The 15,992-nt window shown below is 45.5% G+C and carries 13 protein-coding genes; 5 read left to right on the top strand and 8 right to left on the bottom strand.

The window, feature by feature from the left end:
• Positions 1-7: 7 nt before the first annotated feature.
• Together mtgA and LWP20_RS11350 are read left to right on the top strand one after the other, a co-directional pair.
• Positions 8-745, top strand: coding sequence for a monofunctional biosynthetic peptidoglycan transglycosylase (mtgA, locus tag LWP20_RS11355; protein WP_242928259.1), 738 nt, complete (start codon positions 8-10; stop codon positions 743-745).
• Positions 729-1,193: a YybH family protein gene (locus LWP20_RS11350; RefSeq protein WP_242928258.1), complete on the top strand. Its 465-nt coding sequence runs from the start codon at positions 729-731 to the stop codon at positions 1,191-1,193. Before mtgA ends, LWP20_RS11350 begins: the two co-directional genes overlap by 17 nt.
• Before the next feature lie 38 nt (positions 1,194-1,231).
• Here LWP20_RS11350 and LWP20_RS11345 read toward each other — a convergent pair whose 3' ends face one another.
• The 6 genes from LWP20_RS11345 to LWP20_RS11320 all read right to left on the bottom strand — a co-directional run bounded on the left by LWP20_RS11345 (position 1,232) and on the right by LWP20_RS11320 (position 8,026).
• Complete coding sequence (locus LWP20_RS11345; protein WP_242928257.1) at positions 1,232-1,615, bottom strand: nuclear transport factor 2 family protein; 384 nt, start codon at positions 1,613-1,615, stop codon at positions 1,232-1,234.
• 10 nt (positions 1,616-1,625) lie between these two features.
• Positions 1,626-2,123: a class I SAM-dependent methyltransferase gene (locus tag LWP20_RS11340; RefSeq protein ID WP_242928256.1), complete on the bottom strand. Its 498-nt coding sequence runs from the start codon at positions 2,121-2,123 to the stop codon at positions 1,626-1,628.
• A 324-nt stretch (positions 2,124-2,447) separates the two neighbouring features.
• Positions 2,448-3,590 (bottom strand): App1 family protein phosphatidate phosphatase, encoded by a 1,143-nt coding sequence (locus LWP20_RS11335; RefSeq protein WP_242928255.1) that lies wholly within the window; start codon positions 3,588-3,590, stop codon positions 2,448-2,450.
• Positions 3,591-3,638: 48 nt separating this feature from the next.
• Positions 3,639-4,472, bottom strand: a complete 834-nt coding sequence (locus LWP20_RS11330) for a M48 family metalloprotease (protein WP_242928254.1) — start codon at positions 4,470-4,472, stop codon at positions 3,639-3,641.
• Between the two features lie 214 nt (positions 4,473-4,686).
• Positions 4,687-7,536 carry a M16 family metallopeptidase gene (locus LWP20_RS11325; protein WP_242928253.1) on the bottom strand — a complete coding sequence of 950 codons (2,850 nt, stop codon included), beginning with the start codon at positions 7,534-7,536 and terminating at the stop codon, positions 4,687-4,689.
• Between the two features lie 79 nt (positions 7,537-7,615).
• Complete coding sequence (locus LWP20_RS11320; protein ID WP_242928252.1) at positions 7,616-8,026, bottom strand: hypothetical protein; 411 nt, start codon at positions 8,024-8,026, stop codon at positions 7,616-7,618.
• 163 nt (positions 8,027-8,189) lie between these two features.
• On the opposite strand from LWP20_RS11320, the gene LWP20_RS11315 reads away from it, so the two are divergent.
• A complete protein-coding gene (locus LWP20_RS11315) occupies positions 8,190-9,272 on the top strand; it encodes a DNA topoisomerase IB (protein WP_242928251.1) in 1,083 nt (360 codons plus the stop codon).
• Positions 9,273-9,435: 163 nt separating this feature from the next.
• Here the strand turns inward: LWP20_RS11315 and LWP20_RS11310 are convergent, their stop codons facing one another.
• Together LWP20_RS11310 and pgi are read right to left on the bottom strand one after the other, a co-directional pair.
• Complete coding sequence (locus LWP20_RS11310; RefSeq protein ID WP_242928250.1) at positions 9,436-11,016, bottom strand: hypothetical protein; 1,581 nt, start codon at positions 11,014-11,016, stop codon at positions 9,436-9,438.
• Positions 11,017-11,068: 52 nt separating this feature from the next.
• Positions 11,069-12,709, bottom strand: a complete 1,641-nt coding sequence (gene pgi / locus LWP20_RS11305) for a glucose-6-phosphate isomerase (RefSeq protein ID WP_242928249.1) — start codon at positions 12,707-12,709, stop codon at positions 11,069-11,071.
• A 190-nt stretch (positions 12,710-12,899) separates the two neighbouring features.
• Here pgi and LWP20_RS11300 point away from each other — a divergent pair, with 190 nt between their 5' ends.
• Together LWP20_RS11300 and LWP20_RS11295 are read left to right on the top strand one after the other, a co-directional pair.
• Positions 12,900-13,148 carry a hypothetical protein gene (locus LWP20_RS11300; RefSeq protein ID WP_242928248.1) on the top strand — a complete coding sequence of 83 codons (249 nt, stop codon included), beginning with the start codon at positions 12,900-12,902 and terminating at the stop codon, positions 13,146-13,148.
• Positions 13,149-13,212: 64 nt separating this feature from the next.
• Positions 13,213-15,957, top strand: a complete 2,745-nt coding sequence (locus LWP20_RS11295) for a cation-translocating P-type ATPase (protein ID WP_242928247.1) — start codon at positions 13,213-13,215, stop codon at positions 15,955-15,957.
• The last annotated feature ends 35 nt before the right edge of the window (positions 15,958-15,992 follow it).

Raw genomic sequence — 15,992 nt, 5'->3', positions numbered from 1 at the left:
AGCATACATGAAAAAGAAGCGTTTGGGGCTGAGGCAGATAAAGTTACTCTTTATAAAGCTTGTACTGAGCCTTTTCCTGCTGAGCATTGCCTGGGTAACGTTGTATAAATGGGTAGCTCCGCCGGTTACGCTGCACATGCTGCTGCGCCGTGCTGAAGCTGGTACAGCAGGCAAAGAAAACCCTGAAATTCGCTACCAGTATGTTCCCCTGGAGGAAATGTCGGAGCAGTTGCCACTGGCTGTGGTTACTTCCGAAGACCAGCTTTTTTTACAGCACAACGGTTTTGACTTTGAAGCTATCTGGGATGCTTTTCAGCGCAACCAGGATAGTAAAAAGATTCGTGGCGGTAGCACCATCAGCCAGCAGGTTGCCAAAAATGTATTTCTCTGGCATGGCCGCAGTTATCTGCGCAAAGCCGTGGAAGCTTATTTTACAGCCCTGATAGAAATAATATGGGGCAAGCAGCGGATTCTGGAAGTATACCTGAACATTGCTGAGATGGGGGATGGGGTATTTGGCGTAGAGGCTGCCAGTCGGAAATATTTCCATAGTTCGGCTAAAAACGCAGGCCGGAAACAGGCTGCTTTGCTTGCGGCCGTTTTGCCAAACCCGATCAAGTATAAAGCCAATAATCCATCCGGGTATGTACTGCGTCGCCGCAGCCGTATTTCGCGAGCCATGGGCAGGCTGGGTGGCATAAATTATATCAAATCTATACTTCCTGCTTATGAAGATGAAAAGTAACCTGCTTATATTTATGGTAGTTGCAAGTATAATGGCCACTTCCTGCCAGAGCACAAAGCCTGTGCAAACAACTGCATTAAGCGCCGAAGCTTCAGTAAAACAGGTTCTGAGCGAGCAGGCAGACTGCTGGAGCAAAGGCGACCTGGAATGCTACATGAAGGGTTACTGGAAATCTGATTCGTTGTTGTTTGTGGGCAAGAGCGGCCTTACCTATGGCTGGCAGAAAACCCTTGATAACTATAAGCGCAACTACCCTGATGTAACGGCCATGGGCAAACTAAACTTCGACCTGAAGGAGATGCGCCACCTATCGCCGGAAACTATACTGGTGGTAGGAAAATGGCATCTGAAACGTGATGCAGCAAAAGGCGATCTGCAAGGGCATTTCTCTGTTATTTTCAAACGCTTTCCGGATGGCTGGAAGATCATTGCCGACCATTCGAGCTAAAGTATAACCCGGCGTGTGAAGTATAATTTGATCAGTCTCTAACTATAGTCCTGAAGGCGCATGATTTTGCCATCTTCAAAAGTAAAAACTGATTTGCCCTTTAACTCCAGTTTATCGCCGGCTTTAAGCCCGTTTGGCAGATCAATGGCAAGTTTGGCTTCGTAATCGATCACTGCTTCTGCAGTATTTCCTCTTATACTTAGGGAGGTTATTGTTTGCTTCCGCTTGGTAAAGTAATTGGTAGCAGCTTCTGCCTGCGATCTGAAATTCTCAATACCCTTAATTTCGAGGGTAACTTCGCCATTGGTTATACTTTCAAACTCAATATCAGGAGCCATATTTGCCAGCATATCCTCAACATTGAAGATGTTGTAGGCATATATATAATCCTCAATAATGCCCTGAACAGTTACTTTATCCACCAGAAGTATTTTAAGTTTTTGAAAATTTATAAAGGGTGATCGACTTTGTTAATCCACCGATGCGTTCCCGGTATATTTCGCCATCAGCAAAAAGACTTTTCATTTCTTTTTCTGAAAGCAGCCTGACTTCTTTAACCCGCTGTATGGCCGCCTCTTTATTTGCTGCTTTTTTGTAATGCCCTAGATCAAAATTCAGGGTCAGAGCAACTTTTAAATCAAATGGTAAAAACTGGAAAAGAGGAAAAATCCAGTGTGGTTCTACCGGGAAGTATAAATTTGGTGTTTGAATATAATAATTTTTTCCGACCCGTTGTACTTCGCTGGCCATTTGTTGCTGGGCCTGTTTTGTAAAAAGATGTTCGATCACAGAATTGGAAAATACTACATCAAAGCACTTATTTTCAAAATAGCTCAGGTCGCATGCGTTGCCAGCTATACTTTTAAAATTAGGATAACTGGTAGGAAAGGTTTTGAGATTAAGCAAAGTTATTTCTGCTTCATCGTTCATCCCGAAGCGCATGTTCTCCCAGTATTTCTGAGTGCCGCCAATATCCAGGATCTTCAATTTTTTCCCATTGCCAATAGAATTAAGTAATGACCTAAAATGCTGGAAACGCTTTTCCCTGAACTTCTGGGTCAGTAATTTTATATCAACCGGATAGGATAATAATGAAATCATTAGTTCTGCTACTTTTGGTTTGATGTATACTAACAAAATAATGTCAGCTATACTTACGCCGTAAAGCATTAGGTGAAATTAGGTTTGCCATTAAGAAAAAGGGCTGAAGTATAAGTTATACTTCAGCCCTTTTCATATTGTTTACATTAAGTCTTACTCATCGCCGGCTTCATCTACTTCCACTTCCTGCTTCACTTCTTTCACTTCTTCTACAAAAATGAATCCTTTGCTGGCAGCATGCTTGGCAGCTTCGCCCGTTTCTTTTACCAGCAGCATTTCTACTTCTCCACCACCTTTTTTCAACTCATCCACAATGCCAATTACTTTGCGGGTATGTTTCTCTATGGCTACATCCCGGATATAAACTGCCATTATACGGCCTGGGTGGTTTTTAATTACCTCGCTATAAATGGCGGCATCCTGCTGCCCGCTGTCGCCTACAAGTATAAAATCAAGCTCAGGGTAAGTAATAAGTATGTTCTCGATCTCTTTATACTTGTGGCTCATGTGGTCGGAGTGGCCAAGTTTGTTTTCATCAAAACCAAAATCGCGAAGCAACAAAGGGCCCTGTGGTATCTCGTTCAGCTCCAGAAATTGGTAAAGCAAATCGTAGTTGTTCCAGGGGCTGCTGCTCACATAAAAGAAAGGGTTGTTGCGCTTGCCGTTCCGGCCCAATTGCAGGGATTTGTAAAACTGAGATACCCCATGAAAAGGTATGCGGGTATGTGCATTGTTGAGTAAAATGTTTTTACCGGATTCCAGCAAACTCGTGGCCCCGGTACGCATGATGGTGTCGTCAATGTCGGAGATAATGCCATACTCAGCATCAGGTGGCGGTACCAATACATGAGCTGTGGCTGTAACTTCCTGTTCTATCGGAATGGGGGCATCCACAAGTTTCAGGTCTATCGGGTGCCAGATGTCCTGTAACTGGAGGGGTGTTTTAGGCTCAATGTTCAGTACAAAATAGCCTTCTTCGTCTGTCGTTATTTCGTGCTGCTGATCGAGTAACGAAAACTGTATACGTGCATTCGGAATCTCATCGCTTTCAAACCTGCGGTACATGTTCAGCAGGTTTTCCCAGAGGGTATCCTGTTCTTCAGATTGTGTAATGCCCTTGTTTATAAGTACACGGCCTTTTACATATAGCCTGTTCACGGTGCCATAGCTGCGGTAAGGTACAATCTGCAATGGTCCGTTGAGGTTTAGCTTTTGCTTCAGGTTAAAAGTTAACTGGTCTAATTTTTCTTCGGCTTTAAGTATTGCCTTTCCTGCGTTTTGTTTCAGGTTTTTCATAGTATTAAAAAATAAATGCCTGCTTTACAGGGCAGGCATTTTTAAGGTTTATAGGTTCAGACTTCTCTTGAGTTCGGCAAAATCGGTGTCAGGAGCGGTAGTGGTTTTGCAACCTTTCTGCTCGGCCTGCTGCTCTATATTCTCTATACGGTTATCCGGGTTAGGGTGCGTGCTCAGAAATTCTGGTGGGTTGCCTGCCTGTTCCTGTTGCGTCATTTTCACGAAGAAACCGGCTGCTCCGTCGCATGCGTAATAATTTGTGCCTCCCAGGTAAACTACAGAGGTGTTATCGGCTTCGGTTTCGGCATCGCGGCTAAACTTAAGACCAGCCAGTGTACCTGCCAATTGGCCTGCAATTTCCTGCAAGGTACCGGCATTATTGCCCAGCGCTACCGATAAAAGTATAGAAATACCGTACTGGCGTTGCAGTTGCTTTACGCTGTGGCGCTTGTCGGCGTGTGCAATTTCGTGCGCCAGCACACCTGCAAAATGGTCTTCGTCATTTAAAAACTTAATAAGCCCTGTGTATACATAAATATAACCGCCAGGTGTGGCAAAGGCATTAAGCGTATTCGGATCGTTAATGATCTTAATCGTCCACGGAAATTCCTCTTTATACTTTACCTGGCCTGAATTAAGCACACGGTTTACGATACGATCCAGGCTGGCATAAGCTTTTTGTGTATTGGCATTGGTGCTGTTGCGCTCGAGCAACTGGCCTTTTGCACGGTAGGTAGAGTCTACCTGCGCCGAAACCTGCGCGCCTAGTTTAAGATCATCCTGAGTAGAGAAGATAACGCCATCGTTGCTTTCGCAGCTGCTAAATGTAAGAATACTTGCCAGGGCCAAAAGCCAAACCGGCGTGTAAAGCGATTTTTTCATGTATGTATTTTAAGTTGAATGGGTGCAAATTATACTTTATAGTTTAGAGTATTTTTGCATCTGCTAATTTCCTAAACTGCAACTACGGAGATATTGTTGTATGTGGTTGCCATTTATAGGTGCTTTTACATATAAAAACTGCTGAATATTAGTACAATAAAAAAAGCCCTTGAAATCTTTCAAGGGCTTTTCAGCTGAATAATAAATTTTAACCTTATTTGGTGGAAGAAGTTGCTATCTGGTTACCGTTTGCATCCAGCTCAACTATTTCATAGTTCAGTTTCTGCAGGTCTGCCATTACTTTCTTTTTGTCACCAACTACCACAATGTGCATGTTATCAACCGGCAGGTTTTTAGCCGCCAGCGCATCCAGCTCTTTCTTCGTGATGTTGTTCAGGATAGAGGTCTGCTTGTTTACGTAATCCTTTTTCAGGTCATATTCTAAGATACGGCCCAGGAAACCGGCTTTCTGACCAGGAGTTTCATACTTGCGGGCATCTGACTGACCAATAGAGTTCTTCATGAACTGTAATTCTGCCTCTGTGATACCTTTGTTTTTGAACTCAGTGATCTCTTTCATGAACTCCACAACTGAAGCAGCTGTAGCATCGGCACGTACACCTGCCATAGCCGTGAACGGACCTGCATATTTGCTGCCTGCGTAATTAGAACGAGCACCATAAGTATAACCTTTGTCTTCGCGCAGGTTAAGGTTGATGCGGCTGTTAAAGGCACCACCAAGTGCGAAGTTCATCAGACCAGTTTTATAGTATTCGCCGGTTGCATCGTAAGGCATAGCCACGTAACCGATACGGATCTCAGACTGTGCTGCATCTGGCTTATCTACAAAGTATAGTTTTGTCTTCGCAATAGCAGGCGCTTTCACATCCGCAGGTATAGCTACCTTTTTCTTCTCCCATTTCTTCAGGAAGTCAAGTTTGCCAAGTATATCTTTCTCGGCAATATCACCAACTATTACCAGGTTTGAAACAGAAGGAGAGAAGCTTGCTTTATAGAACTGCTTCACATCATCCAGCGTGATGCTGCTTACTGTTTCAGCAGTACCAGATGTAGGGATAGCCTCGATGTGGCCTTGGCCATAAAGCAGTTTGTAGTATACATTGTTAGCAATAGCTGTTGGCTGCGTAGATTGGTTTGCTATTCCTTCCAGTTGCTGCTTCTTCAGACGGTCGAAATCATCCTGCGCAAACTTTGGACGGAACATACGTTCTTCTAACAGGGAAAGCGTTTTATCCAGGTTTTTCTTCAGAGACTGAACAACAACGTAAGTGTCTTCAGAACCTGAACCTATACGGATAGAGCTACCCAGTTTATCCAGCTCGCTGCTGAAAGCTTCTGAAGTATAGTTTTCGGTGTCCTCGTTCAGCATAGACGCTGTAAGCGATGCAATACCTGCTTTACCAGGGTTAGCTGCAGATAATCTGTGACCACCAGCTATTGTTAACTGCAAGGTTACAGTTGGGATCTCATCAGATTTGGTACCAATAATTTCCAGGCCATTCTTCAGCTTGGCAGTATAGTAGTTTGGTACTGTAACGGCAGTTGCCTGGCCTGCTACCGGGCGCTTGCTACGGTCAAAGGTATCCACCGCTTTGGTATACTTCAGGTTACCGTACTCCTGCGGCTGTGCTACCGATTTCTTGGTGTCTACAGTATAGTTATCAGCTTTGGCTACAAGGTCTTTTTTGCCTTTAGGAACTACGCTAAGTATAACGCTTGGCTTGCCTTTAATGTACTCATTGTAAACCCGTACAACATCTGCTTTTGTAACGCCCTGTATGCGACGGAGCTCTTCCTGGATTTCGTTCGGGTTGTTACGGAAAGTCTCATAAGATGCCAGTTGCGATACTTTACCACTTACACTTGCCAGGCGGTTTATCAGGTTAGATTCTGCTGATGCCTTGAAGCGCTGCAGGTCTTCGTCAGTTACGCCGCGTGTTTCGAACTCAGCAACAGACTTGCGTAACATGTCTTCAGCAGAAGCCAGGTTGTTATTCGGGAAAGCCATTAAGCTGATACCAAACTCACCGGCAAGCTCAGAAGTAGAGTTAGAAGCAGAAGCAGAAAGCGCTTTCTGATCTTTTACAATGTTCTTATAGAAGATAGAGTTTTTGCCCTGACCAATTATCTCAGCCAGCACATCCAGTGCAGCTTCGTCTTTGTGGCCTGCTTCCGGAGTAGGGAAGGTCATGCGCAGCATCGGGAAACGCACGTTGTCTTCATAAGATACATACCGGTCTTTTTCCAGCTGTGCCATCATTGGCTTCATATCCTCTACGGCAGGGCCAGCAGGTATAGAGCCGAAATATTTCTCTACCAGTTTTACAACCTCAGCAGGCTTCACAGCACCACCAACAGTTATGGTAGCATTGTTAGGGCCATACCAGCGCAGGAAGAAGTTTTTCAGGTCGTTTACGTTCACACGGTTCAGGTCTTCCAGGTAACCTATAGTTGTCCAGGAATAAGGGTGGCCGTATGGGTAAAGGTTTTTAGAGGTCAGTTCGTATACCAGACCATAAGGGCGGTTGTCGTAGTTCTGGCCACGCTCGTTCTTTACGGTTTCGCGCTGTACTTCAAATTTCTTCTGCGTAACGGCATCCAGCAAAAAGCCCATGCGGTCAGCTTCTAACCAAAGCGCTGTTTCCAGTTGGTTGCTAGGTACAGTTTCGAAGTAGTTGGTGCGGTCACGGTTAGTAGTTCCGTTCAGGGTGCCACCGGCATCCGATACAACTTTAAAGTGTTCTTCGTCGGCTACGTTATCAGAGCCCTGGAACATCATGTGCTCAAAAAAGTGAGCGAAGCCAGATTTGCCTACTTCTTCGCGGGCAGAACCTACGTGGTACGTTACATCCACGTGCACCACAGGGTCGGAGTGGTCTTCGTGCACGATCAGGGTAAGGCCATTGGCCAGTTTATACTTTTCGTAGGGAATAACCAGTTCGTCGCCTTTTTTGGTTACTTTCTCTACTAATTTTGTTTGAGCTTCTGCAGCGCTAACAATGCTGGCAGTAAGTACGATGCTCAAGCCAATTTTTTGTAGCATAGTGTTGATGATTAGGTGTATGTTTGCCTAATCAAGATAGTGCAGCGCTACATTAACTACAAAAAATATAGACGAAAAGCTATTTTGTTTCTCCCAACACCTGTTTTGCGAACATAACCGATACAGCCAGTGTTAAAAGTGCCACTACCAGCATAGCCGTTGTTACCAGAAAAGCCATACCTGCAGTTTGAGGCGTATCTGCCCCTTCGGTGTTCTTTACCAGTTCCAGTAATTTAATAAAGTAAGCGCCGGCACGCCAGAAAAGCAGCACCGTAAGCAGGCCGGCTTCGGCAGCACCAAGTATAAATCCAAGGCGTTTGCCACGGTTCAGGAAGTGCCCAGCTGTAAGCGCCAGCAAGCCGCCGATCGCGCCGGTTATCAGGGCTGTTTGTGCCTGTGTACCAGCCACATCTACGGCTACAAAACCACAGGCAATCAGGAATGCGCCAAAAAAAGCGTAGAGGTAGGAAATCTGTTTATGTATGGTCATAAGAATACAGCATGTATTTCGCTGGCAAGATACACATATAAGCTGCAAGTATAAATCAGGTAAATAAGTTTTAAAGTAGGGTTGGGGCAAAGTATAGAAATAACCTTTGTACGGCTTGTGCTGTACTGCTAGGGAATGCGGCTATACTTTACCGCACATTTTTATGGCTACAAAACAAACAGCAATAGATTTACACGAATTACACGCCGACCCCAGTGGCACAGCTGCCTGGGCAGGCCTGCGGTATACTTCAGATATTAAACCCGGTATTACCCGCAAAAAAAGCGGCAGCGGCTATATTTATGTAAATGCAAAAGGCGAAAAAGTAACAGATGAAAAAACGCTGGAGCGGATAAAGAAGATGGTCATTCCGCCAGCCTGGACGCAAGTATGGATTTCGCCGTCGGCTAAAGGCCACCTGCAGGCCACCGGCTACGATGCAAAAGGGCGCAAGCAATACCTTTACCATTCGGATTGGCAACAGGCCCGCAGCCTTACCAAGTTTGGCCGTATGATCGCCTTTGGTAGATCGTTGCCGCAGCTCCGCCAAAGTATAGATGCAGACATGCAGGCAAAGCAACTTAATAAACGAAAAGTAACGGCACTGGTACTTTCGCTCATCGATAATGCCCTGATCCGGATCGGTAACCGCAGCTATGCCAAAACAAACAAATCGTATGGGCTTACTACCCTCCGCGACAGGCATGTGCAGATAAATGGCAGCCAGCTTAAGTTTACCTTCCGGGGGAAAAAAGGAGTGGAGCACGACATCGATATTAAAGACCGCAGACTGGCTCAGCTGGTTAAAAAATGCAAGGATATTCCGGGGTATGATCTGTTCCAGTACTACGACGAAAACGGGCAACGGCAGACACTGGAATCCGGTGATGTGAATGAGTATCTGCGTGACGCCACGGAGTATGATTTCACGGCAAAAGATTTCAGGACCTGGGGTGGCACGGTACGCATGGTAGAATGCCTGGAGCAGGTTTTAGACAACGAACCAGAACTGGACAAGGAGAAAGGTATAAAAGAGGCTGTGAAAATGGTGGCCAAAGGCTTGGGAAACACGCCCAGTGTGTGCAGCAAGTATTATATTCATCCGGAAGTAATTAATCTGTTCCGTGAAGACAAGCTGCTGAAGTACCTGAAAACGCACGATGCAACGGCCTCTAAATCTAATTACATAACCGGTACAGAAGAGCTGGTGCTGAAGATGCTGGAAAAAGTAGCAAAGCAGAAATAAGAGTTCTGAGTCGCGAGTTCTGAGTTTTACTTGCTTATACTTGTTATTGGAGGATAAGAGTTAATAAGTTCGGAAACAGCATAAAGTTATACTTCTAACCAGCGCTTTTTACATAACTCAGAACTCGTGACTCAGGACTCTGAATTACCCCTTTCTGGGTGCTTCAGTTTCCTTCTCTGTCGTAGGCGTGTACGCGAACATCGCGGGTGGTAAAATCTTTGGCTTCGGTGCCGAATAGTATTTCGTTGCCGCGCTCGGTATCGTAGATCTGCGTCATTTTTTTCCTGCCTGCAACGTGTGAGTTATCTGTGATTTTGTCTTCGCCTAAGCCACCGTAAATTTTAACAAGTATGGCATCCTGCACATCACCATCCACACTGAATTCATCATTGCCAGCCAAACCATGAAGTATGATCTCGTTTGTTTCGTGCGGGAGAAATACGCGTTGGTACATAACTTTGGCAGGTAGCTTGGTTGTAGCCGGGCGAAGCATAGTTACCTCTGTATTTCCGTTGGGCAGGCGCTTAACTATAAAATTTTCCTTCAGGTCGGTGCCTGCTATCGTTACTTCTGCTGCCAATAGTTTATACATTTCATCTGCTGCAGCTGGCAATTGTTTTCTTCGGTTCTTTAAACTTTGGGTAATTTCTTTGCCTATCAAAGTATAAATTGGCGCCGGAAGCAGCCTGACAGACTTTTCAATTACTGCATCGGTTAAAGCTAATTGTAATTGCTTTGCAATTTGCTGCCAGTCGTTTCGGGTAAGTTCGTTCAAAAGCCGGGCATCAATGAAAGCTGCATTTATCATTAGGGCCTTTACATCATCAATATTTTTACTGAAAGAATGGAGTTTCCGGGCCAGCAATTTGCTTGTAGCTATAAATGGAATCACACCATCATTCATTTTCAGGAAAGCCTGGTCGCGGTCTTTCGGTATGGGCTTAAAGTATACTTCGGAATCTTGCTTTATATAAGCCCAATCCCATTGCCCTTTATGCCGGTCCCAGTCGCCTAAAAACAGGTCTAACAACCTGGCCCGGGCAAATGCTTTCTGATCAAAATGATAGCGGGGATTGGTGAAACGCAGTCGTAGTGCATCCTCAGAACCTTCGATGTCAATTACATTATGTAAGCCATCCTGCAGATCAGCAGGGGATTTATACTTCTCTTCGAGCAGGAAAAGCTTGCCCTGCACAAGCGCGGCATACTGGCCAAAGCTTTGGTCAGTGGAGCGAATGTAGTAGAGCCTGGGGTTAGTGTGCAAAACGCCGGCCGCCTCTGCTAAAACCGGCACTACCAAAGCAGCATAGGGGTTGGCAGCTGAGGTCTGGTCGCGCACTATATTAGTTACAAAAGTTGGTTGCCAGAACTTTGACAATACCTGTACCGGATCTTTATCAATAGAGCGTAAGGCATAGGTCCGGCCAAACTTATCCTGTAGCTCGAAACTGATGGTCTGGAAGCCACCGCCTTTCTCTATCAGTTTAAAACCAACTTGTGTAGTGTGCAGGTTAAACACCGGTACTGCTACCGGTGTTGTCCAGATATCGCGGTTATGGTCTCCCCAGAAAAAACGGTGAAAAGCGCTGCGGTCATAATGCCTGCCTGCAACTACCCAAACACTATCTGTGCCGGCTGGTTGAGGTTGCTTCACCAAAGCATCTTTCTGAAAGAAATCAGCATCGGCGCAGCTGGCCAGCAGCATACAGCCCAACAGGAAAAGCGCCCAGCGTGTTAAAGACATGCGTGTAAAGTAAGTAAACAGTTTAAGACCCCGGCACTTAATAGTATAGCTCTTAGCTGCGGTTTTCTTTGTAAAAGTTTATCAACCCAGTGGTAGAACTATCGTGCTGCGCTTCGGTATTTTGTAGTAATTCTTTCTCAATGGTGCCAGCCAGTTGCTTACCCAGTTCAACGCCCCATTGGTCGAAACTATAAACATTCCAGATGACGCCCTGCACAAATGTTTTGTGCTCATACATGGCAATCAGGCTACCTAATGTATAAGCATTCAGTTCACGGAACATAATGGAGGTAGATGGATTATTTCCTGCGAATACCTTATGCGGTACAAGCTCTTCGTTTACCTTTCCTGCTTTCTCCATTTCCAGTCTTACTTCGTCCTCGGTCTTGCCTTTCATAAGGGCTTCGGTCTGGGCAAAGAAGTTGGAAAGTAGCATGGCATGATGCTCGCCGATAGGGTTCTGGCTGATAGCCGGAGCAAGAAAATCGCAAGGTATAAGTATACTGCCCTGGTGTATGAGCTGGAAAAATGAATGCTGGCTGTTTGTGCCTGCTGCACCCCAGATTACAGGTTGTGTCTGGTAAGTAACTTGTTTGCCGTTTCGGTCGGTGGTTTTGCCGTTACTTTCCATTAATAGCTGCTGCATGTAATCGGGTAGCAGGCGCAGGTATTGGTCGTAAGGAAGTATAGCATGTGTTTGCGCACCAAAAAAATTAGTATACCAGATGCTCAGCAAGGCCAGTTGTACCGGTATGTTTTTTCTGAGCGGCGTCTGCCGGAAGTGCTTGTCCATGGACTCGGCACCCCGCAGTAACTCTTCAAATTTATCATAGCCGAGCGCACAAGCCACCGATAGCCCGATTGCAGACCACAGCGAAAAACGGCCTCCCACCCAATCCCAGAATCTGAACGTGTTTTCAGGTGCAATGCCAAATTTTTCTACTTCTGCTGTGTTGGTTGAAAGTGCTACGAAATGCTTTTTGATATGCGCTTCGTCTTTTGCCTTCTCCAGAAACCAACTGCGCGAAGTATGAGCGTTGGCTATAGTTTCTTTTGTAGTAAAGGTTTTGGAAGCAATGATAAATAACGTTGTTTCAGGATCGAGTTTGCGCAATGCTTCAGCGGCATCGGTACCATCTACATTGGAGATAAAGTATACTTCAAGCTCCGGTTTTTTATACTTCTTCAACGCCTCAAAAACCATTTGCGGGCCAAGGTGCGATCCTCCGATACCAATATTCACGATGCTGTTTATCGGTTTGCCGGTATAGCCAAGCCAGGAGCCGCTATGCAGCTTATCGCAGAAATTTTTCATTTGCTGCTGCACATCCCGTACTTCACTCAGCACATCTTCGCCATCCACAATCAGTTCCGCATCTGTAAAATTACGAAGAGCAGTATGTAGCACGGCACGTCCTTCAGTGGCGTTTATTTTATCGCCTCTGAACATACTTTCTATTGCTTCCGGTAAGGCGGTTTCTTCTGCCAGTTGGGTTAGCAAATCCAGGGTTTCTTCCGTTATCCTGTTCTTTGATAGATCAAAAAGCGTGTCCTCAAGACGGAAGCTTAATTTATCGAAACGTTCCGGATCCCGGGCAAACAACTCACGCAAGTGTTGTGGCTGAAGTGTTGCAAAATGTGCTTCAAGTTTTTTCCAGGCTTGTGTCGTGGTCGGAGAGTAGTTTTTCAGCATAATATTAGGTTAGCGTAGCTTCGGTTGAATTACTGCAAACATAGCAAAATTGTTGTCGTGGTTACTCAGGAAACCGTTTTTTACGCTTACTAAACTATAAATATGCCTTATAGGAATAATATCCGGAGCCAGCCGTAACACATGTTTGAAGGCTTTGCGTAAAGCTAATCATACTAAACTGCACAAATTCATGTCATTAGCCGATATTTTATTCTTTAGTAACCAAACTGTAGGTCTGCAAAACCTGATTGCTCTAAACGTAGATCCGGTAGATGCGGCACCTGATAAAACCCGTGAGCAACAGCAAAGCACACCAAAGCCGGAACCGCCACAACAACCTGCGCCAAAAGAATATACTACAGGTGGCGATAATCCGGCTACGCGGCCAGAGCAAGGCCCGCAGGTGCCACCTGAAGAGCAGACAGCCGGTATACCTTAAGCCATCACATTACATCAGGTTTAGTTCTTTGTAGTTTTCCACACTAAGATCACACCTAAAATCAATGGCCATCAACCAGAAGTATCCTTACCATTGCATTCCGGTAGATGAAACACTGGATCAACTCCAAACCTGCTCAGAAGGGCTTTCTGCCAATGAAGCCGCCCAACGGCTTCAGGACTACGGACCCAATGAACTGACCGGCCAGGAGGGTACCAGTATGCTTTTCCTGTTTTTAAAGCAGTTCAGGGATTTTCTGATACTTATACTTCTGATTGCGGCTGGTGTAGCCTGGTATAGCGGCCAGTATGTTGATGTGTACGTGATTCTGGGGATTATCTTGTTCAATGCCATTCTTGGTTTTTTGCAGGAGTACCGGGCCGAAAAAGCCATACTTGCCCTGAAGCGGATGATAAAGCAGCAGGCTACTGTGCTGCGCGATAACAAAGCAAAAGAAATAGATGCAAGCGAGTTAGTACCAGGCGATATTATACTTTTGGAAGAGGGCGATGGCGTGCCCGCCGATGCACGTATTCTGCAACAGAAAAACCTGAAAACGGTGGAAGCGTCTCTTACCGGCGAGGTGTTGCCTGTAAGTAAACACACAGAGCTTATCGAAGAAAAAACCAGTATCGGCGACAGGCAGAATATGATTTTCAGGGGCACCCACGTGGCACATGGTACAGCTAAAGCCATTGTAACGGCTACCGGAAAAAACACCGAAATCGGAAAGATATCGGAGTCGCTTAGCCAGATAAAAATCACAGAAACCAATTTCCGGAAAAAAACTTCGAAGTTGGGCAGGCAGATGGCAGCCATAGCTATATTTACTTCTATAATTGTTTTTGTGATCGGGTACTATCTGCGGGGCTTTGCATTTCAGGATGTGCTTTTGATAACGGTAGCAACACTTGTCTCGTCTGTGCCGGAAGGCTTGCCTGCCGTTATATCTATTGTGCTGGCCATAGGGGCCAACCGCATGGCAAAGCAAAATGCTATTATCCGGGAATTTACTGCTACCGAAATGCTGGGTGCTGTAACGGTTATACTTACCGATAAAACAGGCACTATTACCCAAAGTATACTTACTGTAAGTCGTCTTTTCCTGGGCGATGGTTCCTCATTTTCTGTGACTGGCGATGGCTATACCACACAGGGTGCGTTTGAACAGCAAGGCCCACAGACTGATATGGCAACCAACCCGGTGCTGCGCCAATTGCTGCTTATCGCTGAAAAAAGTAATAATGCCCACCTGGAGCACAATGTAAATTTGCCCGGCGAGCCGCTTGTAAGCGGCGATCCTACTGAAGTGGCTTTGCTTGTACTTTCTAAAAAAGCGCAGGCTCTTTCAGCGTTCATACTTCCGCAAACCGAAACGTTAGATGATCTGCCGTTCAGTTCAGATCAAAAGTACAGGGCCACTTTAATAGCACATGCTGATAACACGCGTGAGTTACTCGTAATAGGTGCTCCCGAAATTATACTGGAGCGTAGCTCCCGCCGGCTTACACAAGAAGGCGTGCAGGATTTAAGTCAGGATTTTCAGGAACAGTTATCGCAAACTGTAAGGACCTGGACAAGTGAAGCCATGCGGGTATTGGCCCTGGCTTATAAACCTGTTCCAGCAAGTATAACATCAGCCAACTCAAATGATGTAAATGATCTGGTTTTTGTGGGTATTACAGGTATCGTGGATCCGCCGAGGAGTGGTGTAAAAGAAGCCATAGGCTCCTGTAAATCTGCAGGAATCCGGGTTATGATGCTCACTGGTGATCATAAAGAAACAGGCGCAGCTATTGCCAGAGAGGTAGGCATCATCGAACACCATGAACAGGATGAAAACTACCCACACGCCTTGCAGGAAAACGAACTGGAAGAAGATGAAGCATTATTTGAAAAGCAGGTGCAGCATACATCCGTTTTTGCGCGTGTAAGCCCGGCTACCAAAATGCGCATTGCCGAGCACCTGCAGGATAAAGGTCACCTGATAGCCATGACAGGCGATGGTGTAAACGACGCTCCAGCCCTCAAACGTGCCGATGTTGGCATTGCAATGGGTATCCGAGGGACAGATGTAGCTAAGGACGCTTCCCATATTGTGCTATCAGATGATAATTTTTCTACCATAGTAGCAGCCGTGCGCGAAGGCAGGATCGTGTTCCAGAACGTGCGCAAAACAAGTTTTTTTCTGCTTACTACAAACTTTGCAGAGGTATCGGTTTTTATAGTTGCCATAGCCATTGGCTGGCCATTTCCGCTTACTGCCACTCAGATATTATGGGTAAACCTGGTAACCGATGGTATTATGGAACTGGGGTTGGCTGGCGAGCGTGGCGAAGAGGATATTATGAAACAGAAACCGGTTGCCCGTGATGAACCTATACTTGATAAATCTGTAATACCTTACCTGTTGCTCATGAGCATAACCATGGTTGTGCTAACGCTGGGAGCTTTCCGGTTATACTTGCCGCAGGGAGCAGGCACTGCCCGTACGGCCGTATTTCTGGTAGTGGCAATGGCCCAGGTTTTTAATACCTATAACATGCGATCGCTCAACAAGTCATTATTTTCAATAGGGGCATTCAGCAATAAGTACCTCAACATTGTTTTCCTGATCTCCCTGGCAATGCTCACCTTGGTTATATATTCGCCTTACCTGCGCAATATTTTCCGTTTCGAGCTAATGCCTATTCGTGATTTGGTATTCCTGATATTGCTTTCTTCGATCGTAATTCTGGTAGCGGAGCTTTATAAATTCTTGTGGTTTAGAGGTGCTGGGAAGCTCATTAAAACAGGAAGTAAAGTATAAGTTTTATGGCAGATCATACTTCCACTGGTAGCTCA

The sequence above is a fragment of the Pontibacter vulgaris genome (assembly GCF_022758145.1).
Classification (GTDB): Bacteria; Bacteroidota; Bacteroidia; order Cytophagales; family Hymenobacteraceae; genus Pontibacter; species Pontibacter vulgaris.
Note: the sequence above shows the minus strand (reverse complement) of the source record. Positions and strands in the feature narration are given on the sequence as shown.